This is a genomic window from Myxococcus sp. CA033, assembly GCF_013336625.1.
In the GTDB taxonomy this organism is placed as follows: domain Bacteria; phylum Myxococcota; class Myxococcia; order Myxococcales; family Myxococcaceae; genus Myxococcus; species Myxococcus llanfairpwllgwyngyllgogerychwyrndrobwllllantysiliogogogochensis.
This window is the reverse complement of record NZ_JABUMU010000027.1, coordinates 142,845-166,590: the sequence shown is the minus strand read 5'-3', so window position 1 is coordinate 166,590 and position 23,746 is coordinate 142,845. Positions and strand designations below refer to the sequence as shown.

At 70.9% G+C, this 23,746-nt stretch carries 6 protein-coding genes; all 6 read right to left on the bottom strand.

Translation table 11 applies throughout. From position 1 onward, the window contains the following. A partial coding sequence (locus tag HUA78_RS39150; RefSeq protein ID WP_174478531.1) for a condensation domain-containing protein occupies positions 1 to 1,801 on the bottom strand: 1,801 nt, incomplete at its 3' end. A 112-nt stretch (positions 1,802 to 1,913) separates the two neighbouring features. Continuing rightward, a complete protein-coding gene (locus HUA78_RS39145; protein ID WP_254624143.1) occupies positions 1,914 to 6,284 on the bottom strand; it encodes a type I polyketide synthase in 4,371 nt (1,456 codons plus the stop codon). A 20-nt stretch (positions 6,285 to 6,304) separates the two neighbouring features. After that, positions 6,305 to 7,597 (bottom strand): glycosyltransferase, encoded by a 1,293-nt coding sequence (locus HUA78_RS39140; RefSeq protein WP_174478529.1) that lies wholly within the window; start codon positions 7,595 to 7,597, stop codon positions 6,305 to 6,307. 41 nt (positions 7,598 to 7,638) lie between these two features. Next, entirely contained in the window at positions 7,639 to 12,324 is a 4,686-nt protein-coding gene (locus tag HUA78_RS39135) for a type I polyketide synthase (protein ID WP_217442769.1), read from the bottom strand. A gap of 27 nt (positions 12,325 to 12,351) precedes the next feature. Further along, positions 12,352 to 16,914, bottom strand: coding sequence for a type I polyketide synthase (locus tag HUA78_RS39130; RefSeq protein ID WP_174478527.1), 4,563 nt, complete (start codon positions 16,912 to 16,914; stop codon positions 12,352 to 12,354). 7 nt (positions 16,915 to 16,921) lie between these two features. Continuing rightward, positions 16,922 to 23,395 (bottom strand): MupA/Atu3671 family FMN-dependent luciferase-like monooxygenase, encoded by a 6,474-nt coding sequence (locus HUA78_RS39125; protein WP_174478526.1) that lies wholly within the window; start codon positions 23,393 to 23,395, stop codon positions 16,922 to 16,924. Positions 23,396 to 23,746 lie beyond the last annotated feature (351 nt).

Here is a 23,746-nt window from a genome sequence, read left to right as displayed (position 1 = left end):
GGCGCTCGCGGGGATACGCGGGGTCCAGGGGAACGTAGGCGGCGCCGGACTTGAGGACGGCGAGCAGCGCGACGACGAGGTCGAGCGAGCGCTCCAGGCAGACGCCGACGAGAGAACCCGGGCGAGCACCAAGGGAGCGCAGGTGCCACGCCAGTTGGTTGGAGCGTGAGTCGAGCTGCGCGTAGGAAAGAGCAGAGTCTTCGAAGCGCAGTGCCTCCGCGTCGGGAGTGCGACGAGCCTGGGCCTCGATGAGTGAGTGCAGGCACACGTCGCGCGGGAAGTCGTCCTGCTGGCCCTGGAAGTCGGAGAGCAGTTGGAGCTGCTCCTCCTGGGTGAGCAGGGGCAGCTCGGACAGACGGGCGTCGGGGTTGGCGGCCACTGCGCCGAGCAGCGAGTAGAAGTGCCCGCGCATCCGCTGGATGGTCGCGACGTCGAACAGGTCGGTGTTGTATTCGAGCCAGCCGAAGATTTCGTCCGGCCGGTCCTCGCGCAGCTCCAGCAGCAGGTCGAACTTGGCCGAGCCCGGGTCCACCAGCAGATAGGTGGACTGCAACCCCGGCATCGACAGGTCCTGGCGCGGGGTGTTCTGGAAGCTGAACATCACCTGGAACAACGGGTGACGGCTCAAGTCACGCGGGGGCTGCAGCTCCTCCACCAGCTTCTCGAAGGGCAGCTCCTGGTGTGCGTACGCGGCCATGCACACCTCCTTCGCGCGGCGCAGCAGCTCGCGGAAGGTGGGGTTGCCGCCCAGGTCATTGCGCAGCACCAGCGTGTTGACGAAGAAGCCGATCAGCGTCTCCAGCTCCGGCACGTTGCGGCCGGCGATGGGCGAGCCGACGGTGATGTCCGTCTGTCGAGAGTGCCGGTGCATCAACGTCTGGAACGTGGCCAAGAGCGTCATGAAGAGGGTGGCCCCCTCCTGCTGGCTGACCTCCTTCAGCGCACGCGTGAGCGCGACGGGGAGCGTGACGAACTGGCGGGAGCCCCGGTACGTCTGGCGCGCCGGGCGCTGCCTGTCCGTGGGCAGCTCCAACGGCGCTGGCAACGTCTTCAGGTGCTGCTTCCAGAAGTCCAGCTCGACGCGCAGCCGCTCACCCTGCATCCGCTCGCGCTGCCACTCCGCGAAGTCGGAGTACTGGATGACGAGCTCGGGAATCGCGGGCGCCTGTCCCGTGACCTCCGCCGCGTAGAAGGCCATCAGCTCGCGGACGAAGACACCCAGCGACCAACGGTCCGTCACCAGGTGATGCATGGTGACCAGGGCCACGTGGTTGTCGGGCCCCAGGCGCAGCACCTTGCCGCGCAGCAGGGGGCCTCGCGCCAGGTCGAACAGGCGCTGGGACTCCTCGCTCGTGCGGCGCTCCACCTCCTCGTCCTGCTCCGCCTTGCCGAGCCGGGAGATGTCCTCCACTGGGATGGTCAGCAAAAGCTCCGGCACGACGACCTGGATGGGGAGCCCGTCGTCCCTCGCGGCGAACACGGTGCGCAGCGACTCGTGGCGTCGCACCACCTGATTCACACACCGCTCCAGCAGCGGGACGTCCAGCACGCCGGTGAACTGCACGGTGATGTGAACGTTGTAGGCGAAGGCCTCTCCGCCCTCGAGCTGATCCACCACCCACAGTCGCTGCTGCGGGAAGGAAGCCGGTGCGGGCTCCGTTCCGGCGCGACGCGGAATGGTCCGCTCGAGCGCCTGCGTCGTCGTGGCCTGGAGCTGCCCCTTCTTCTCCTTGAGGAGCAACTCGTACAGCGCGCGCTGCTTGGGAGTGAGCTTGTCGAGATTCTTGGAGCTACCGCTCATTGCTGGACTCCAACTTCGGTGCCTCCGCGACCCGGGGGAACCCAGGGCGGAGGAGAAGGTTGCGGGGGGCCGATGACGTGTCCTGCTCGGCCCGGCTGAAATTCAGTGCGGGCTAGCGCGAGCGTCGCGCCAGCTCGGCTTCAATCTCTTCGTCGCTGAGGTTGGACAGCTCCTCGAGCGCGGCTTGACTGGCGGCCTCTTCGAGCGCGGTCTGGTGGTCGGCCACCAGCTTCGCGAGAGAGGCCACGGTGGCGGCCTCGAAGAGCTTCGCCAGGGGAATGTCGAACTCGAACTGGGTGCGCAGGCGTCCGGCCACGCGCGTGGCCAGCAGCGAGTGGCCTCCCAGGTCGAAGAAGTTGTCGTTGAGGCCCACGGAGTCCACGCCGAGGACTTCCTGCCAGATGGCCGCGAGCTGTTTCTCCAGCTCGCTCGCGGGCGCCACGAAGGGCGTCTTCGCGCGACGCGGCTTGCCGGCCGCCCGCGCACCCGACGTGGGCTGGGACGTGTCGCGCTGAATCCAAAGCTTCCAGCGCTGGGCCAGGTCTCCGGTGGCGACGATGACGTGTCCATCCACGCCGAGCGTCACCAGGCGACGGACGGCCTCGGCGCCTTCCTGGGGCGTCATGGCGTACTGGTCCATGCTGGTGCGCACGTGGGTGTGCTTCGTCTCTTCCGGCCACGGGTCCCACGACGCGCTCACCCAGCGAGTCCCAGTTCCTCCGGAGCGGGCTTGAGCGAAGGCGTCCATGAAGAGGTTGGAGGACGCGTACGTCAGGTAGCCGAGACCACCGAGGACCGCGGCGTTGGACGAGAAGAGCAGGGCGAAGTCCACCGAGCGACGGCTCAGCACCTTCTCCAGCGCATACGTGCCGTAGACCTTCGGGCCGAACTGCGTCTCGGACTCGCCCCGACCAATCTCCGTCAGCGGGTTGTAGAGCGACGGGCCGTGGGTGACGCCCGCGCAGTGGAGCACGCCATGCAACGCGCCGAAGCGGGCCTCCACCTGCGTCACCGCCGCCTCCAGTTGCTGGGCGTCCGCGACGTCCGCGCCCACCACCATCACCTGCGCGCCGCTCTGCTCCAGCTCCCGTACGCGGAGGATGCGCTGGGCCACCGCGTCAGTCTCCGGGTGCGTGGCCAGATACGAATCCCATTCGGACGGCGCCGGCAGGGTGGTCCGGCCCAGCAGCGCGAGCCGTGCCTTGAGGGTCTGCGCCAGGTGCCTGGCGAGCATCAGGCCCACGCCGCCAAGGCCTCCGGTGATGAGATAGACGCCCTGCTCGCGCAGCGGCGCGTGCGCCTCTCCCGAGGGTTCCAGGCGGAGCGGCGCATGGGTCTGCGTGAAGCGCTGGTTGGAGCGCCACGCGACGACCGCGTCACGCGTGCGTTGACTGAACTCGGCCAGCAGGCGCTCCGCGAGCTTCTCCACGCCCGCGCTCCGAGGCTCGGGGGCAATCAGGTCGATGCAGCGCGTGGTGACGTGCTCCTGCTCCTGCGGAATCACCTTGCAGGGCCCCAGCAGCGTGGCCTTCTCCGGGAGGGCTCTTCCTTCGCCCGCGACGTCATGCAGCCGGTCCGTCACGACCTCCAGCCGCACGGGGCGGGAGGTGTCACCCTGGGCGAGCGCCTGCCCCACGTGCAGGAGGCTGTAGTAGCCCGTGTCCTGGACCTTGCGGAACAGCTCCGGCCCCGGGAGGTCCTCGCCCGACGAGGCGAGGCTCCACAGGTGGACCACCACGGACGGGCTCAGCTCCTGGTCCGCCAGGTCCTTCCACAGCGTGGCGTAGTCACCGCGCAGACGCGGGTCGAGCGCGTAGCGGCGCGCGGCGTCTCGCATGAACGCGCTCCCCTGGCGCACGCTCACCACGTCCTGTCCTGACTCCTCCAGTCGACGGCACAAAGCCTCGCCGACGCCCAGTCCATCCACGAAGACGACCCAGCAACGACGCTCGGCCAGGGCCTTGCGGTCCAGGGCCACGGGCGCCGTGCGATGCCAGGCGGGCACGTGGAACCAGTCCGCCATGTCCACCAGCTTGCCCTGCGGCACCTGTGCCTGCGTGGCCTCGACGCGCGTGCCCGGAGCCACCCAGTAGCGCTGGCGCTCGAAGGGGTACGTGGGGAGCGGCACGCGGCGCAGGACACGGCCCTCGCTCACGGCTTCCCAGTCCACCTCCACGCCCTCCAGCCAGAGCTGGCCCAGCGTGCCGAGCACCGCCACCGGCGCGGGCTGGCTGTCTCCAGACGCGGGCAGGCAGCCTCGCACCGAGCGCGTCCCGGTGCTTCCCGCCAGCGCGCGCGCCCGCTCGACGATCAGCCCCGTGGCCCCCATCGCGAGCACGACGCGAGACGGCTCCTTCACCAGCTCACGAAGCGCGTCGTCCAGGCGCGGCGCGCGGCTCGCCGCGTCCTTCCACGTCTCCGGTCGAGTCGCCTCGGCGGCGGTGAGCAGGGCGCCCGTGACGAGAGAGTAGAGCGGCACTTCTGGCGCCTTCAGCGTGGAGGCGCTCGGTGACAGCTCGCGGCCCTCGCCTCGGGCGACCACCAACGAGAGGGCTTCCTCCAGCGGGAGCGTGCCCGCGAGGCTCGCGGCGATCCACGCGCCCATGCCCTCACCGAGCATCGACTCGGGCTGAACGCCCCATGACATCCACAGGCGCGCCAGGGCATACGGCTCGACGAAGCGCGCGGCGGCGCTCACCGGTCCGGAGCGGCTGGGACGGCTCCCGTCCTCCGGATACAGCACGGCGCGCAGGTCCACGCCGAGCCGCGACTGGAGCAGCTCCGCGCAGCGGTCCACTTCCGCGCGAAAGGCGGGCTCCGAGCGGTACAGCGACTCCAGCGGAGCCTCCGCTCCGGCGTCGGAGAAGAGGAAGGACACGGGGCGGTTGCCCGTCTCGTGCGTGCCCGAGAGGACGCGCTGGGGCTCCGCCATGCGCAACACGCGCACGGCATCCTGCCCGTCGCGAGCCACCACTACCCGACGGTGCGCATGGGCCTTGCGGCCCACCTGGAGCGTGTACGCCACGTCCGCCAGCGCCTGTTGCGGCTGAGACTCCAGGTGCTGCGCGAGCCGAGCGGTGGCCGAGTCGAGCGCGGTGTGGCTGCGCGCGGAGAGCACGAGCAACTCCCACGGGCGTCCGGTCGATGCCGACGGCGCGGGAGGTGCTTCTTCCAGGACGATGTGCGCGTTGGTGCCGCCAATGCCGAACGAGCTGACGCCCGCGCGCCGGGGCGTCCTGCCGCGCGGCCAGGGCTGCAGCGCGGTGTTCACGTAGAAGGGGCCGCTGTCGAAGTCGATCTGCGGGTTGGGGGACTCGAAGTGGAGGCTGGGCGGAAGCTGCTGATGCTTCATCGCGAGGATGGCCTTGAGCAGGCTCGCGCTGCCGGCCGCCGCGTCCAGGTGGCCCACGTTCGTCTTCACCGAGCCGATGGGCACCGTGCGACGGCCCTTCGCCTTAGCGCCGAACACCTTCGTCAGGGCGCGCAGCTCGATGGGGTCTCCCAGCGCGGTGCCGGTGCCGTGCGTTTCCACGTAGGAAATCGTGTCGGCGGAGACTTCCGCCGCGGCGAGGGCGTCCTTGATGACGGTGGCCTGGCCCTGCACGCTGGGCGCGGTGAAGCTGGCCTTCACTGCGCCGTCGTTGTTGATGGCGGAGCCCTTGATGACGGCATGGATGGTGTCGCCGTCGGCCAGCGCGTCCTCCAGGCGCTTGAGCACCACCAGACCAATGCCGCTGCCGAAGATGGTACCCGCCGCCTTCGCATCGAAGGCGCGGCAGTGGCCGTCCGGCGAGGCGATGCCGCCGTACTGATACAGGTAGCCCACCTTCTGCGGGACGTTGATGGCGACGCCGCCCGCGATGGCCATCCGGCACTCGTCCGCGAGCAGGGCCTGTCCCGCCAGGTGCAACGCGACCAGCGCGGTGGAGCACGCGGTGTGCACGGAGTACGCGGGCCCGCGCAGGTTGAGGCGGTGAGCGACGCGCGTGGTGAGGAAGGCCAGGTCATTGCCCAGGCCAATCTCGAACGGGTCCAGTCCACCCAGCGCGGCGGGGTTGGAGAAGAGGTTGAAGACGTACGTGTCCGTGCGCGCGCCGGCGTACACGCCGATGCGACCCTTGTAGCGCTCGGCGTCGTAGCCCGCGTGCTCCAGGGCCTCCACGGCGCACTCCAGGAAGACACGCTGCTGCGGGTCCATCACCTCCGCTTCCTTGGGGGTGACGCCGAAGTAGCCCGCGTCGAAGAGGTCCGCGTCCTCCAGGACGGCGGCGGCCTTCACGTAGTTCGGGTCCGAGCGGATGGCGGCCGTGTCCAACGCGCTCGCCTCCAGGTCCGCGTCCGTCAGGAAGCTGATGGACTCCACGCCGTCCCGCAGGTTGCGCCAGAAGGCCTCCAGGTCGCGTGCTCCCGGGAAGCGCCCGGCCATGCCGACGATGGCGATCTCCAGTCCCGTGGTGTCCGCGTTGGAAGAATCCGTGGCCATGTCTCTCTCCAAAGTCCCGCTCAAGTTTCGACCTTCCTCGCCCGCTGCTGCTTCAGCGCCATCCGCCGGCGCTGTTGCCGCCCCTCGTCATCCGCGTCCGCCTCGTTCTCGGTGCCCGAGTCCGAGGCGAGCCCTACTCGACGGACCAGGTCCTCGAGGAGGTGACGCGCCTTCATCGTTCCGTGCTCCGCGCGGAGCTGCTCGCCCAGCCGCGCCGCTGCCGCCTGGAGGTCCGCGCGAGCGTGCACCGTGCTCAGCGCGTCCCCGAGTCGCTCCGCGTTCAGCTCCCCGATGGGAAGCGCCGCGGCTCCACAACCCAGCTCCTGGACGACCTCGCCCCAGGTGAACTGGTCATACGTGTGCGGCACGACGACGTGCGGGACGCCCGCCCGGAAGGCCGCGCCCGTGGTCCCCGCGCCACCGTGATGCACCACGCACGACACCCGCGAGAAGAGCCAGGCGTGCGGCACCTGTCCCAAGGCCCTCACTGTCGACGGGAGGGCGCGCTGCCCCAGTCCGCTCCAGCCGTGCTGGATGAGGGCCCGTCGTCCCGAGCGCACCGTGGCCTGTACCAGCGCCTCCGTCAGCGCCTCCGGGTCCGCGTGCGTCATGCTGCCGAAGGTGATGCAGACGGGAGGTTCGCCCTCCGCGAGGAACGCGGCGAGCTCCGCGTCCGGCGTGAAGCCCGGCTCATCGAGGAAGCAGTACCCGACGGTGTGGTGGTGCGGCGGCAGGTCCGCGGCGGGAGGCCGCACGTGCCGGCTCAGCGCGGTGAGCACGAGCTGATTCGACAGGCCATCCACCAGCGGATTGTCGAGCGGTGGCAGGCCGTGGGCTTCGCGCAGGGGATTGACCAGTCCGCGCACGGCCGCCTGGAAGGCCGGGCCGCCACCACCACTGCCGCTGTGCTCCACCAGCACCGTGACGAAGGGCAGGTGCGTCAGGTCATGCACCATGCGCGCGGCGGGCTGGACGCGCCCGCTGATGAGCACGTCCGCGCCCCGACACGCGGCGCGCAGGTCCTCGAACATGCGGGGCAGCGACTCCACGAGCGGCTGGAAGAGCTGGAGCATGCCTCCGGCGGAGTGCACGACGTCCGGGCTCCCCATCATCGCCTGGGTGATGCCGCTCTGCGCCGCCCTCAGGTCGGGACCCACCGGGATGAAGTCGAGGTCATGGAGTTGCGCGAGCGCGCGGTACGAGGGCGCGGCGGCGAGCACGGGCTGATGGCCGTGGCGCTTCAGCTCGACGGCCAGCGCCACGAAGGGCTGGATGTCGCCGAGGGTTCCGAAGTTGGTGAGGATGGCTCGCATGGGGTGAGGGCGCGGGGAGGTCGAGGCGGAGCCGCGACGACTCAGTCGCCGTCCTCCGGCTCTTCGTCGTCCGCGCGTCGACGAGAGCGCTGACGCTGGAGGTTCTGTTTGCGGCGCTGGACGGTGGACTCGCGCTCGTCGGCCTCGTTGTTCGCCGAGCCCGGTCCCGCCTCGGGCGGCTGGAGCAACGCCGCGAGGGCCTTCACCGTGACGCCTTCGTAGAGGCTGGACGCGGGCACGCTGACATTGAGCCGCCGCTTGAGCCGGTCGCTGAGCTGCACGGCGATGAGGGAGTCACCGCCCAGCTCGAAGAAGTTGTCCTGGATGCCAATGGGCGCCACACCCAGCGTCTGCTGCCACAGGTCCGCCAGCGTCCGCTCCATGTCCGTCGTGGGCGCCACGTAGGCGCTGCGCAGGTTCGACGGCCGAGGATGCTGAGGGCGCGCCGCGGGCTCTTCGCGGAGCTCCTCGGACACGGAGGCCCGGGAGCCCGAAGACTGGCGCGCGGCCACGTCATGCGTGGACACCACCAGCCAGGGGCCCGTGGCATGCGCGAGCGCGCGGCTCAGGGCCTCCGCGCCTTGCTCGGGAGAGAGCGCCAGGCGGTCCAGCGCCTCGCCACGTGCGCCCGGGTGCGCGCCGTAGTCCTCCACCTTCACCACGTCCCAACCCAGGCTCAACCACCGCCGGCCTTCATGTGACGCGGCCTGGGCGAAGGCGTCCTGCCAAGCGCTCGCGGCCGTGTGCGCGACCGTGGCCATGCCGCCGAGCACCGCGGAGATGGACGAGGCCACCACGCGGAAGTCCAGCGCACGCTCACCCAGCACCGCGTCGAACAGGGCCAGCCCTCGCGCGCGCGGGTCGAAATGCCAGGCGCTCTCCTCGGGCCCCGTCTCGGAGACGAGTCGCGCCACCTGGTCTTTCGGGAGCCACGCCGCATGCACCACGCCGTGGAGCGCACCGAAGCGGGCCACGGCCGTGTCGACGGCTTCGCGCAGCGACTCCTGCCGCGTCAGGTCGACGGGGAGCACCACCACCTCCGCGCCCAGGGCCTCCAACTGCCGTGCCCGGCGGATCCGCTGCGTCCAGGCCTCGGTCTCACCGTGACTTGCGACGTGAGCGTCCCAGGTGTCGCGCGACGGAAAGCCCAGCGGCTCCAGGCAGACGAGCTTCGCTCCTGGCGACAGGCTGGCCAGCGCGCGCCCATTCATCGCGCCCAGACCGCCCAGCCCATGGACGAGCAGGTACACGCCACCGGGGCGCGCGCTCGGGTGGGGCGTGGGGGCATCGGGCAGCGGCAGCGGCTCCAGGGACTGGACCCAGCGATGCGGACCCCGCAGCGCGACCACCGTTTCCACGGGCACCGAACGCAGCTCCGCGCGGAGGGCCCGCAGTCCGGTGGAAGAGAGGTTCGCCGCCGGGCCCGTCACCACGTCCACGTGATGGAACCGCAGGCTCGGGTGCTCCTGCGGAATCACCCGGCAGGGGCCGAGCAGCGTGGCCTTGTCGGCGCGGAGCGACTCGTCGCCTGTCACGTCGTGGACGTGGTTGGACACCACCCAGACGGTGCAGGGCCGCTCGGGCGCGAACTCGACGAGCGCCCGCGCGAGCGCGACGAGCGTGAAGTAGCCGCTCGCCTGGACCTGCGCGAAGGAGGCGGGGACGTCCGACGTCAGGCTCCAGAGATGCAACACGGTGTCGGGGAGCCTGCTCGCATCCCGCAGCGCACCGAGGAGCGCGCGCAGGTCCGGAAGCGAGCCCGGCGCCACGGTGTAGTCCCACTCTCCCGTGCGACTGAAGCCCGCACCCGGCCGCACGCGGAGCACCATCCGCTCCTCGCCGGGCTCCGGCGTCAGCAGGGCCTCGGTGGGAGACGACTCGTCCTCGAGCACCAGGCAGACGCGCGGGTGTGTCGCCTTCGCGGTGCGGCCGGGAGGAAGCGGCGCGCGCTTCCACGACGGGGCATGGAACCAGCGCTCCATCGGCGCCTGGGCGAGCGGCACCCCGAGCGTCTCGGTCGTGACGGGCACGGCCTCGGCGTGAGGCTTCGTGTCGGGCTCTACCCAGAAGCGCTGTCGCTCGAAGGGGTAGGTCGGCAGCGGAAGGCGATGGCGACGCTCCTCGCCGTGGAAGCCTCGCCAATCCACGGTGACTCCGGCCTGCCACAGTCCGCCCAGCGTCGTGTACGCGAGCGGCGGCGCGTCCGTGGCCACGGTGTCCTGCGGCGTGGGCATGGAGGCGAGCACCGGGCGTCCCGGGGTGGTGTCGGGATACCGCCGCGTGAGCCGGCTGAGCACCTGTCCGGGTCCCACCTCCAGCACGACGCGCTTCGGGTCCGAGAGCAGCGCGTGCAGTCCATCCGCGAAGCGCACCGCGCCACGCAGGTGCTGGGCCCAGTACTTCGGGCTCGTCGCCTGCTCCGTGGTGATCCACGTCCCGGTGACATTGGAGACGAAGGGCAGGGTGGGGGGCCGCAGCGTCACAGCCGCCGCGCGCGCGGTGAAGGCCTCCAGGATGGGGTCCATCATCGCCGAGTGGAAGGCATGAGACGTGACGAGCACGTGGCTGCGTACGCCCGCCTCATCCAACTGGCGCTTCAACTTCTCCACGGCCTCCGTCGGCCCGGAGGCGACGCACTGCATGGGTGCGTTCACCGCGGCGAGGCTCAGCTCGGTGCCGAGATAGGGACGGACCTCGTCCTCGCTCAGCGGCACCGCCAGCATGGAGCCGGACGGCAGCGACTGCATCAGCCGGCCGCGTGCGGCGACCAGTTGAAGCGCGTGCTCCAGGGTGAAGACACCCGCGAGGCATGCGGCCACGTACTCGCCAATGCTGTGACCGAGCATCGCCGCGGGCTTCACGCCCCAGGACATCCAGAGCCGCGCGGTGGCGTACTCGAGGGTGAACAACGCGGGCTGTGTGAACTCCGTGCGCGCCAGCGTCTTCTCGTGCTCCGCGGGCTCTCCCGACTTCGGGTACATCACCTCGCGCAGGTCGCGCCCGGCCAGATGCGCCTTGAGCAGCTCGGCGCAGCGGTCCACTTCGGCGCGGAAGACGGGCTCCGCGTCATACAGTGCGCGCCCCATGCCCACGTGCTGCGAGCCCTGACCCGGGAAGAGGAACGCCACCGGGCGCTCCACCGCGTCCTGCGTCTCCGTGTGGCCGCGTGCATCCCCTGTCGTGGAGAGCACCTCCACCGCGTCACCCACGCTTCGCGCGAGGACGAAGCGTCGCTGCGAGAAGCGCTGGCGTCCCGCCTGGAGCGTCCAGGCCACGTCCGCGAGCTTCGCGTCGGGCTGGGACTTCAGGGCCTCGGCCAGTCGCTTCGTGCTGGCCTCCAGCGCGGAGGGAGTGCGCGCGGACAGCGGCAACAACTGCCACGCGCGACGCGAGGCCGCGCTGTCGGGCGACCGAGGCGCCTGCTCCAGCACCACATGCGCGTTGGTGCCACCCACGCCGAACGAACTCACGCCGCCGCGCCGGGGCAGTGCGCCGGCGGGCCAGGGCTTGAGCGTCGCATTGACGTAGAAGGGACTGCCGTCGAAGTCGATGGCCGGGTTGGGCCGCTCGTAGTGGAGGCTGGGCGGCAGCTCTCCGTGCTTCACGGCCAGGGCTGTCTTGATGAGGCCGGTGATGCCGGCGGCGGCGTCCAGGTGGCCGACGTTGCCCTTCACCGAGCCCAGCGCGCAGAAGCGCCGCCGCTGCGTGGAGGAGCGGAAGGCGCGCGTGAGGGCCTCCACCTCGATGGGGTCTCCCAGGGGCGTCGCGGTGCCGTGGGCTTCCACATAACCGATGGAGTCCGCGTCCAGTCCGGAGGCCGCGAGCGCCTCCGCCACCACCTGGGACTGCCCTTCGATGCCCGGGGCGGTGTAGCCCGCCTTGAGCGCGCCATCGTTGTTGATGGCCGAGCCCTTGATGACGGCGTGCACCGTGTCGCCATCTCGCACGGCGTTGCGCAGCTTCTTCAGCAGCACGACGCCCGCGCCGCTGCCGAACAGCGTGCCCCGGGCCTTCGCGTCGAAGGGACGGCAGCGGCCATCCGGTGACGCCATCCCACCCTCGGCGTGTCGGTAGCCATGGAGGAAGCTGACGTTGACGGACGCTCCGCCCGCGAGCGCCATGTCGCACTCGCCATTGAGCAGGCTCTGGCAGGCAAGGTGTACGGCCACCAGTGACGTCGAGCACGCGCTCTGCACCGCGTGGCTCGCTCCCCGGAGGTTCAGCTTGTACGAGACGCGGGTGGCCAGGAAGTCGGTGCCGTTGCCGATGTTGACCTGCACCGGCTCGACGGACTCCAGCACGCGGGGATTCCGCGCCAGGTTCATCAGCAGATACGTGTTGAGCGTGGCCCCGCCGTACACGGAGATGGCGCCCGGGTAGTCGCGCGGCGAATAGCCCGCGTGCTCCAGCGCCTCCCAGCAGACCTCCAGGAAGACGCGGTGCTGCGGGTCCGTCAGCTCCGCCTCACGCGGCGGCATGTCGAAGAAGGCGGCATCGAAGGACTCGGGCTCGGGCAGCACCGCGGCCGCGCGCACGAAGTCGGGGTCCTCCACCAGCTCCGGAGCAACTCCCGCCGCGAGACACTCCTCGGGGGTGAAGAAGCGGATGGACTCCACGCCGCCGCGTACGTTCGCCCAGAACTCCGCCGTGTCGCGGGCGCCAGGAAAGCGCCCGGACATGCCGATGATGGCAAGGTCCGCGTCGTCGATGTCTGCTGGCTGCTTCACGTCCACGTCATCCACTCCTTGACTGCTTCACTCACGGCGACTGCGCCGCTCCCTGCGCTGGGCTCCCCGGTTCTGACTCGTCTCGAAGCTGGGGGACTCCTCCGGGGCGGGCAGTCCTCCCAGTCGCTTCGCCAGCGCGGCCACGGTGGGAGCCTCGAAGACGGAGGTGAGGGGGACTTCGCGCCCCAGCTCCCGCTTCAGGCGGCCGACAATCTTGAGCCACAGCAGCGAGTTGCCACCAAGGTCGAAGAAGTTGTCGTGGATGCCCAGCCGCGCCAGTCCGAGCTGCTCCTGCCACACCTTCGTCAGCGCCAGCTCCACGTCATCCGTGGGCGCCACGTACTCGGTGCCGAGCTGGGGCCGCTCGTGCGTCGCGCCACCCGCCGCGTCCGCGTGCTTCCCCGTGCCCTCGCGCCGCACCCACCGCGCGACGCGCGCGACCAGGTCGCCGGTGGACACCACCACCTGTCCACTCAGGGGAGACTCCACCACGCGGCGGAAGGCCTCCACCGCTTCGGTGGGCGACATGGCGAACACGTCGATGCTCGTGCGGACCTCGCGAGTCACCTCGTCCACGCCGGGCCAGCCGTCCCAGTTGGTGCTCAGCCACCGGGTCAGCCCCTCGCGCGAGCGGGAGATGGCGAAGGCATCCAGGAAGGCGTTCGCCGCGCCATAGGCCGCGAGCCCCAATCCTCCGAGCACCGCGGCGTTGGAGGACACGAGCAGCACGAAGTCCAGGGGCCGGCCCGTCAGCGCGCGCTCCAGCGCGTAGGTGCCATGGACCTTGGCCCGGAAGTGGGGTGCGCAGGCCGCCGCGTCCAGTCCGGAGAGCAGTGCCACCGCGCCTTCACCCGCGAGTCCCGCCGCGTGAATCACTCCGTCCACCGCGCCGAAGCGAACGTCCGCCTCCGCGAGCGCCATGCGCAGCCGCGACTCGTCCGCCACGTCCGCGCGGACCACCAGCACCTCCGCGCCCGCTGCCTCCAGGTCCTTCACCGCGCGCTGCTTGTGCCCGCCCGGGTCCACTTCCAACCCCGCGCGGCTCACCAGGATGAGCCGGGCCTGATGGGCGCTCGCCAGATGCCGCGCGAGCAGCAGGCCCACGCCACCCAGGCCGCCGGTGATGAGGTACACGCCGCGCGCCTTGAAGGGCTGCGCCGGCACGCCATCCTGTTCGAGCCGCAGCGACTCATGCGTCTGCGCCAGTCGGTGCGTCCCTCTCCAGGCGACCACGGGCTCCGGGGTGTCGGAGGTGAGCTCGCGCAGAAGGGCGCTCGAGGTCATCGCCACGCCGCCAGGGCCCAGGTCCACGTAGCGGCAGGCCAGGGTGTCGTGCTCCTGGGGAATCACCTTGCACAGCGCGGGCAGCGTGGCGTGCTCGGGATTGACCGCGTCCATGCTCTCCACGTCGAACGCTCCGCGCCCCACCACCGTCAGCTCCACGGGGCCGGGAAGGGACCCCTCCGCCAGCGCGCGCGTCAGCCGCAGCAGGGGATGGAACCCGCGCTCCTGAAGTTGGTCGAAGCGGGCCTCGGCCGACTCGTGCTCCGCGCCGTCGAGTCCATCCAGGCTCCACAGGTGGACGATGCGCTCCACCTTGAAGTCCTTCGCCTTCAGGGCCAGCAGCAGGAACGTGGGCTCCTCCGCGTCCATCGGGTCCAGGCTGAAGTGGTGCCCGCCCAGCTCCTGAAGTCGAGCACCGCGTGACACGCGCGCCACGCGGTGACCCGCGCTCTCCAGTCGGGCGGCCAGCGCCTCGCCCACTCCACCCGCATCCACGAACACGACCCAGTCGCGCACCGTGCTGGCGCCCGCACGAGGCAGGGGCAGCGGCGCGCGACGCCACGAGGGCAGGTAGAACCAGCCGCCGACGTCCGACGTCTTGCGCGCCGCGCCTCGCCGCTGAGCAGACGGGGCCTCCGGTGCGAGCCAGTAGTCCTGTCCCTCGAAGGGATAGGTGGGCAGGGGCACGCGCAGGCGCCGCTTGTCGCCGCGCACCGCGTTCCAGTCGACGCCGATTCCCGCCGCCCAGAGCTTGCCGAGCGTGGCGGTGAGCAGTTCCTCGTCGGGCACCGGGTCCTGCGGATGGCGCAGCGAGGGAAGGACTGGTGGCGCCTGGGGCCCCGTGAGCTGGAGGCGCGCGAGCGTGCTCAGCGTGCGGCCGGGGCCGACCTCCAGGTAGACGCGGTGGGGCAGCTCCGCCAGCGTGCGGATGCCATCGCCAAAGCGCACGGTCTGCCGCAGGTGACGCGTCCAGTAGACCGGGTCCGTGGCCTCCTCGGGCGTCATCCATGTGCCGGTGACGTTGGACATCAGCGGCAGCGTGGGCGCGTTGCGCTGGAGCGTCCCGATGAACTCCTGGAAGCGCGCGAGAATCGGCCCCACCAGATGCGAGTGCGCCGCCACGTCGATGGGGATGTGACGGAACTCCACCTCACGTCGCGTCAGCTCGGCCGCCAGGGTCTCCACGGCTTCCACCGTGCCGGCCACCACGCACTGAGAGGGGCCGTTCACCGCCGCCAGGGACAGCGTCTCCCCCAGCAGGGGCCGCACTTCCGACTCGGGCAGCGGCACACTGAGCATTCCGCCACCCGGCAGTTCCTCGAAGAGCTTGCCGCGCAGCACCACCAGCGCCAGCGCGTCCTCCAGCGAGAAGACGCCCGCGAGACAGGCCGCCGTGTACTCGCCCAGGCTGTGGCCGATGACGGCCTCGGGCTTCACGCCCCAGGACTCCCAGAGTCGGGCCAGGGCGTACTCGATGGTGAACAGCGCGGGCAGCGCCAGCGAGGTCCGCTTGAGCCGCTGGCTCGCGCTCGCCGCGGAGTCCGCGTCCGGGTACATGACGGGCTTCAGGTCGAAGCCGAGTCGGGGACGCAGCAGCGTGCAGCACTGGTCCACCGCTTCGCGGAAGGCGGGCTCGGCGGCGTAGAGACCCCGGCCCATGTCCGGGTACTGCGCGCCGCCGCCCGGGAACATGAAGACGGCCGAGGGCGTGGCGGAGCCGGGCGCGAGCGTGAAGAGGCGCTGCGGATCTCTCGTCTCCAGCACACGCACGGCATCGTCCCTGTCGCGGCACACCAGCACGCGACGGAGGTCCAGCGCCTTGCGCCCCGACTGCAGCGTCCACGCCACGTCCGCGAGCTGCTGCTCGGGATGCACCTTCAGGTGCGCCAGCAGGGCGGTGGTCTGTTTCTCCAGCGCCGTCTGCGTCCGGGCGGAGAGCACCAGGAGCTGCCAGTCGCGAGGCGCATCGCCCGGCCGGACGAGCGGGGACTCTTCCAGGATGAGGTGCGCGTTGGTGCCACCGATACCGAACGAGCTCACCCCCGCGCGGCGCGGCGTGGCGCCTTCGGGCCAGGGCGTGAGCGCGGTGTTGACGTAGAAGGGGCTGTTGGCGAAGTCGATGCGCGGGTTGGGCGTCTCGTAGTTCAGGCTGGGGGGCAGCTCCGCGTGCTCCAGGGAGAGCACCGTCTTCACCAGTCCGGTGACTCCCGCCGCGGCGTCCAGGTGGCCCACGTTCGTCTTCACCGAGCCCAGGCCGCAGAAGGCGCGCTTGTCGGTGCCGGCGCGGAACACGGTGTCGAGCGCCTGCACCTCGATGGGGTCTCCGAGCGGCGTGGCGGTGCCGTGGGCCTCCACGTAGCTGATGGACTCCGGTGTCACCTCCGCGATGGCCTGGGCCCGGGCGATGACCTCCACCTGTCCCTCCACGCCCGGCGCGGTGAAGCCCACCTTCATCGCGCCGTCGTTGTTGATGGCCGAGGCGCGGATGACGGCGTGGATGGTGTCGCCGTCGTTGAGCGCATCCTCCAGGCGCTTGAGCACCACCACGCCCGCGCCGCTGCCGAAGAGCGTGCCCTGGCCCTTCGCGTCGAACGCGCGGCAGTGGCCATCCGGAGAGGTGATGCCGCCCTCTTGATAGTGGTATCCGGTGCGCTGAGGGACGTGCACGGACACGCCGCCCGCGAGCGCCACGTCGCACTGGTAGCCCAGCAGCGACTGGCAGGCGAGGTGCGTGGCGACGAGCGACGTGGAGCAGCCCGTCTGCACCGTCAGGGCCGGACCCTTGAGGTCCAGGTGATAGGCCACGCGCGTGGCGAGGAAGTCCTTGTCGTTGGCCACCATGGCCGGGAAGGTGTCCTCGGCCTGCTGGAACTCCGCGCGCGAGAGCAGGTTGAAGAGCAGGTAGCTGCTCAGGCTGGAGCCCGCGTAGATGCCCGTCGTCCCAGGGATTCGCCCCGGCGCGTAGCCCGCGTGCTCCAGCGCCGTCCAGACGCACTCCAGGAAGATACGGTGCTGCGGGTCCAGCAGCTCCGCCTCTCGCGGGGCGTAACCGAAGAAGCCCGCGTCGAAGCGGCCCGGCCGCTCCAGCACCGGCGCCGCGCGGACGAAGTGGGGGTTGGCCAGAAAGGCCGGGTCCACACCCAGGGATTTCAACGCGTCGTCGGAGAAGAAGGTGATGCCCTCTACTCCGTCGCGCAACAGGCGCCAGAAGGCGGCCACGTCCTCCGCGCCGGGCACGCGCACGGCCATGCCAACGATGGCCACCGCCAGCCCCAACTCCCCCTGGTACTCCGTGTGACGCCCCATGAAAGTCCTACCCCTGTTTCCTGGCCCGTTGCTGCTGTCGTTTCAGGCTTTCGAGCTGGCGCTTCGCCCGGTCCTGCGCCGTCTCCACCGATGAGGCACCCACCGGAGTCCCCTGCCGCAGGAAACGCGCGAGCGCGCTGACGGTGGGGTGCTCCAGCAGCTTGAGCAGCGGCAGCTCGCCCCCGAGCGCCGCCTTGAGTCGTGCGTGCACCTGGACCATGAGCAGCGAGTGCCCACCCAGGTCGAAGAAGTTGTCGTTCACGCCCACCTGCTCGACCTTGAGCACTTCCTTCCAGATTTCGGAAATCTGCTGCTCGAGCTGGCTCTGCGGCGCCACGTAGGCCGCGCGTGAGGAGCGCGCCGCGGTGGGCGCGGGCAGGGCCTTGCGGTCCACCTTGCCGTTGGGCGTGAGGGGCAGCGCCGGCAGGTCCACCACCAGCGACGGCACCATGTGCTCGGGCAGCCGCTGCGCCACCGCATCGCGCAGCGCCGCCGCGTCGACGGCGTGTCCGTCACGCGCCACCACGTAGGCGACCAGTCGCACGTCGCCCGGGGTGTCCTCGCGGGCCACCACCACCGCCTCGCGGACCTCGGGGCGCGCGCTGAGGACCGCCTCGATTTCACCCGCCTCGATGCGGAAGCCGCGCACCTTGAGCTGGTGGTCCACGCGGCCCAGGAACTCCACCGTGCCGTCCTCGCGCCAGCGAGCCCGGTCTCCGGTGCGGTACAGCCGCGCGCCCGGCTCGCGAGCGAACGGGTCCGGCAGGAAGCGGTCCGCCGTCAGCTCCGGACGTGCCAGGTAGCCGCGCACCACGCCCGCGCCGCCGATGAAGAGCTCTCCGGGCACGCCCACCGGCACCGGGCGCAGCCGCGCGTCGAGCAGGTAGAACTGCGTGCGCAGGAACGGCGTGCCGATGGAGACCACCGGCCCGGCCTCGCTCTTCACGTCGTGCGTGGACGACCAGATGGTCGTCTCCGTGGGGCCGTACATGTTGAGCAGCCCGGAGCCCTCGCCCAGGACCTGGCGCAGCGACGCACCCAGGGAGGAGGGGAGGGCCTCGCCGCCGACCATCAGCCGGCGCAGCCCGCCCACCGCTTCGGAGGACTCGGGCTCGGCCAGCAGTGCGCGCGCCAGTGACGGCGTGCATTGCAGGTGCGTGACGGCGTGCTCGCGCAGGTTGAGCGGGATGGAGCGCGCGGTGCCGGAGCGACGGCCATCGCGGTCCGCCTGGAGCTTCACCTCGAGGAGCAGGGGGAGGCTGGCCAGCACCGTGTCCGCCGGGATTCCGAAGTCGATGAGGCACCCCACCTCGTCCACGCCCAGGGCCCGCAACCGCTCCATCTGCTCGCGCACGGAGCGCGGTGTGCCGAACAGACCGCTCGTCTCGAAGTAACGCTCGAACGCCTGCGCCGCCAGCCGATCCAGATCCGCCTCGGTGGCCGTGTTCAGGTCCACGCCCAGCGTCTGCCCCAGGCCGCGCATCAGGTCCGCGGAGCTGCGCAGGTAGTCGCGGAAGGGCTTCTCCACCACCGAGCGCACCTTGGCGGCGTCCTCGCCGATGAAGGTGTGCAGCATCAGCGTGACGTGGCCGTCACCCGCGTGGCCCGCCGCGCGCCAGGCATCGCGGTAGAGGACCAGCTTCTTCTCCAGGTCCTCCCACGTCTGTCCCAGCAGGTGGGTGAGGACATGGCAGCCCAGGCGCCCCGCCGTAAGGAACGTTTCGGGGTTGCCCGCCGCCGTGAGCCACACCGGCAGCTCCTTCTGCACCGGACGGGGCCGCAGCGTGACGTCCACCTGCGCGCCCGCGCCGCCCGTCATGCGCAGCGTGTCGCCGCGCCAGAGGCGGCGCACCGTGTCCAGCCCCTCCAGCATCAGCTCGCGCCGCTTCTCGTAGCGCTCGGGCGCGAAGACGAAGTCATTCGCGTGCCAGCCGGAGGCGACGGAGATGCCCACGCGGCCCCGGGACAGGTTGTCGACGAGGGCCCACTCTTCCGCGACGCGGACCGGGTGGTGCAGGGGCAGCACGACGCTGCCGGCGCGGATGGCCACGCGCTCCGTCACGGCGGCGATGGCGGCGCCCGCCACGGAGGGACTGGGGTACAGGCCTCCGAAGGCGTGGAAATGGCGCTCCGGCGTCCACACCGCCGCGAAGCCATGGCGGTCCGCGAACTTCGCGCCCTCCAGCAGCAGCCGATAGCGGTCTCCCGACGACGCCTCCGCGTCATCCGCGAAGTAGAAGAGGCTCAGCTCCATCGACTTGCGCTTCGCGGCCGAGGCCCGGGCGGGCGCCTTGATGGACGCGCCCTCGCCCTGCACCACGACCTTGAAGCCGCGCGTGAGCGTCCACAGCAGCTCCAGCACGGAGATGTCGAAGGAGATGCTGGTGACGGCCAGCCACGAGCCCACGGGCTGGTGGCCGATGCGCGCGTCCATCGCGGTGAAGAAGTTGGCCACGCCGCCGTGGGGCACCATCACGCCCTTGGGCCGCCCCGTGGAACCCGACGTGTAGATGACGTACGCCAGGTGGGCCGGGCTCATGCCGAACGGAGGCGGGCTGTCGCGCCGCTCACCGTTGGCCAGGGCCACGCTCTCCAACGTCACGACGCGCGCCTTCCCCGGGGGCACGGTGCCTTCCAGGTGCGTCTCGGTGAGCAGCACGGCCGCGCCGGAGTCCTCCAGCATGTATGCCAGCCGCTCGCGGGGATAGTCCGGGTCCAGGGGCACGTACGCGCCGCCCGCCTTGAGCACCCCCATCATCGCGACAACCATCGCGGCCGAGCGCTCCACGCACAGGCCCACGCGCACCTCGGGCCCGACACCCATCAGCCGCAGGTGCCACGCCAGCGCGTTGGAGCGCGCGTCCAGCTCCGCGTACGTGAGCGTCGCGTCGTCACCCACCACGGCCACCGCGTCGGGCGTCTTCGCCGCCTGGGTGCGGAACTGCGCGTGGATGCACGCGTTGTCGTCCTCCGACTCCGAGGGCGTCAGGTCATTCCAGTCCACCAGCAGCCGCCGCGTCTCCTCGGCGTCGAGCAGGGGCAGGTCCTCCACCCGCGTCTCGGAGGAGTCCACCGCCGCGCGCAGCAGCGTCTCCAGGTGCTTCGCCAGGCGCGCCACGGTGGCGGACGAGAAGAGGTCCGTGCGGTACTCGAGCGCACCCGTCAGGCCGTCTGGCGTCTCCGCTAGCGACAGCTGGAGGTCGAACTTCGACGTGCCCTCCACCGCGCCATCCGGCACGGGCAGCACCGGCTGCCACTGCATGCCCGGCACCGTCAGGTCCGTGGGAGGCAGCGCCTCCAGCAAGAGCGCCGTCTGGAACAGCGGGTTGTCCGCGCCACCCCGAGGGGCTCGCGCCGCGCCGACGACTTCCTCGAAGGGAAGGTCCGCGTGGGACAGCGCCTCGTGGAAGGTCTGCCGCGTCCGGGAGAGCAGCTCGCGGAAGCTCGGCTGGCCCGCGAGGTTCGCGCGCAGCACGAGCGTGTGCGCGAAGAAGCCCACCACGTCACGCAGCTCGGGGCGCTCGCGGTTGGCCACCACGGTGCCCACGGCGAAGTCCTCCTGCCCGCTGTAGCGGTGTAGCAGCGCCGCCCAGGCCGCCGACAGGGTGACGAAGAGCGTGCAGCCCTCGCGACGTCCCAGCGCGCGCAGCGACTCCACCAGTGGACGCTCCAGCGTGAGCCGGTGCAGCGCGCCCTGGAACCCCGGCTCACGGGGGCGAGGGAAGTCGGTGGGCAGCTCCAGGCGGGACAGGCCCGCGAGCTGCTTCGCCCAGTACGCGCGCTGTCCGTCCAGCAGCGCGCCCAGGCCCTGCTGCCAGCGCGAGAAGTCCGTGTACTGGAAGGCGGGCAGCGGCAGCTCGGCGGTGGCCCCGGAGACCTGGGCCCGGTACAGCGCCGCCAGCTCACGCGCCAGCACGCCGATGGACCAGCCATCCGTGGCGATGTGGTGCTGCGTCATCAGCAGCACGTGCTCGTGCTCACCCAGGGCCACCAGCGACGCGCGCACGGAGGGACCCTCGGCCAGCCGGAAGGGCTCTCGCGACTGCTCCAGCGACAGCCGTCGCAGCTCTCCTTCGCGCACCTCGGGCTCCAGCGTGCGCAGGTCGAACCGGGGGAGCGCCAGCGGGGCGGGGGCTCGAGTCACCAGGCGCGGCTGTCCCTCCACCTCGGGGAAGGCCGCGCTCAGCATGGGGTGCCGCGCCAGCAGCGCGTCCAGGCTTCGGCGCAGGGCCTCCGCGTCCAGGGGGCCCGTGAGCCGCAACTGGAAGTGGAGGTTGTAGAGCGCGCTGTCCGGGACCAGCCGGTCCAGGAACCACAGCCGCAGCTGGCCCGACGACATGGGCAGCTCACCCTCGCGAGGCCCCGAGGTCAGCGGCGGCGCGACGAGCGAGGCCACGGGCCGGATGCCCTGCCACGCCTCCAACAGCCGCGCGGCGGCCGACTCCAACGTCGGGCTGGTCCAGAGGAAGGCCGCGGGCAGGGCCACGCCCAGCTCGGACTCCAGCAGGCCGTGCAGCTCCAGCACCATCAGCGAGTCCAGGCCCAGGCTCGCCAGCTCCGTGTGGGCCTGGAGCTTCGCGGCGTCCAGGCGCAGCGTGCGCGCCACGGCGTACCGCAGGAAGTCCGCGACATGCGCGGGGCGCTCGGCCTCGGACGCGGAGGCCAGCAGCTCCTTGAGGGGCAAGGAAGGCGTCGCGGGTGCTTCGATGACCTCGGGCTCCGTCACGGAGGCCTCGACGATCTCCAGCTCACCCGCGAGGTATGCGGCCTTCGTCGCGCGCCGCTGGATCTTCCCGCTCGACGTCTTCGGGATGCTGCGCGCCTGGAGCAGCACCACGCCATGCGCGTGGACCGAGTGCTGCTCCGCGAGCACGCGGCGCACCGAGGCCACGACGGCCGAGGCATCGAAGCCGTCGCGCACGTCCACCTCCGCCGCGAGCACCAGCCGCTCCTCGCCCTCCACGTCCACGCTGAAGGCCGCGCAGCAACCGGCGCGGATGGCGCGGTGGGCGCGCTCCGCCTCCAGCTCCAGGTCCTGGGGATACAGGTTGCGGCCCCGGATGATGAGCAGGTCCTTGAGCCGTCCGGTGACGAAGAGCTGCCCTTCGGGCGACAGGAACGCCAGGTCTCCGGTGCGCAGGAACGGGCCCTCGCCCGAGGCCAGCCGCGCCTCGAAGGCGTGCGCCGTCTCCTCGGGCCTTGCCCAGTAGCCTTGCGCCACGCTCGGACCCGACACCCAGACCTCGCCCACGGCGTTCGCCGCGAGCGGCTCACGCGTCTCCGGATGGACGATGAGAACCCGCTGATCCGGCGCGCTGATTCCCGCGCCCACCAGCGTGCGCACGCGCGCGCCCTCCACATCCGAAGCCGGCGCCTCCGCGCGACCCTGCTCCAGCGACTCCGCGGTGAAGCGTCCGTGGACGAAGGCTTCGCCCTGCGTGCCACCCGTGACGATGAGCGTCGCTTCGGCCAGGCCGTAACAGGGGTAGAAGGACGTGCTGCGGAAACCACAGGGCGCGAAGGTGTCCGCGAAGCGCTCCAGCGTCTCGCGCCGCACCGGCTCCGCGCCGTTGAACGCCAGGTCCCAGCTGCCCAGCTTCAGCTTGGCCCGGTCCTCCTCCGTCGCCTTCCGCACGCACAAGTCGTAGGCGAAGTTGGGGCCGCCGCTGCACGTCGCCTGGAAGTGGGAGATGGCCTCCAGCCACCGCAGCGGGCGCTGCAGGAAGGAGATGGGCGACATCAGCGTGCAGGGGAAGCCGAGATACATCGGCTGAAGCACTTTTCCGATGAGCCCCATGTCGTGGAACATGGGCAGCCAGCCCATCCCCGACGAGCGCGACGCATCCAGCCCGAACCCTCGGGAGATGAGCGCTTCGTTGTGGAGGATGTTGGCATGGCTCACCATCACCCCCTTGGGATTGCCCGTGGAGCCGGACGTGTACTGGAGGAACGCCAGCGTGCCGCCCTCCAATTCCGGGCGCCGCCATTCGGCCGCTTGAGACTCCGGCACCGCGTCGCTGGCCAGCCACGGCAGCTCCGCCAGCTCCGGCGCCTGCGGCTTGAACAGCTCCGACATCTCCAGGATGAAGCTCGTGGTGAGCACGTAGCGCGCGCCGCTGTCCTGGGCGATGGCGCGCAGGCGGGGCAGGGTGCGCTCCAGGCGTGTCGGGTCCGGCGGATAACAAGGCACCGCCACCACGCCGCCGTAGAGACAGCCCATGAAGCCCGCGACGAACTCCATGCCGGGCGGATACAGCAGCAGCGCACGCTGTCCCTGCGCCCCGGAAGCCCGCAAGAGCGCGCCCAGCGCGCGCGCCCGCGTGTCCAGCCGTGCGTAGCTCCACTCCTCGATAGGGCCGTCGACGTCTCCCGATTCGAGAAAGCGATACAGCAGCGAATCACCCTGTGTCTGCGCGCGATGGCACAGCAGATCCACGAGGTGGAGAAAGTCACCCGGTGACGGCTCGTTGCGCTGTTTCATCCCTGCTCCCAGGCGGACGGCTCGCGAAGTTGGTTCCGCGGGCCCGAGGAGTAGGCCGCTCCTGGGACCGCTTCAGTCCAGTTGGCTGCTGGTGAAGACCTCGCCCCTCAACAGCGGGCGGATTCGACAATCCGCCTCGCGGGAGGTACGGCCATGGAGCTCCCCCCGATCTGCCGCGAGAGGCCCGCTACCGCGCGGTGGCACGGCACCGTTGCTGGGAGCCGTGAACGAGGAAAATTAGGTCGGAGGTGAAGCATGCCCTCTGCCTTCATCCCTTGTTTTATCTGGAATGTCTAGTCAGCCTCGAACCGCGCTAACTCCTTGGTTTGTCAGGGGGTCAGGCACTTCTGA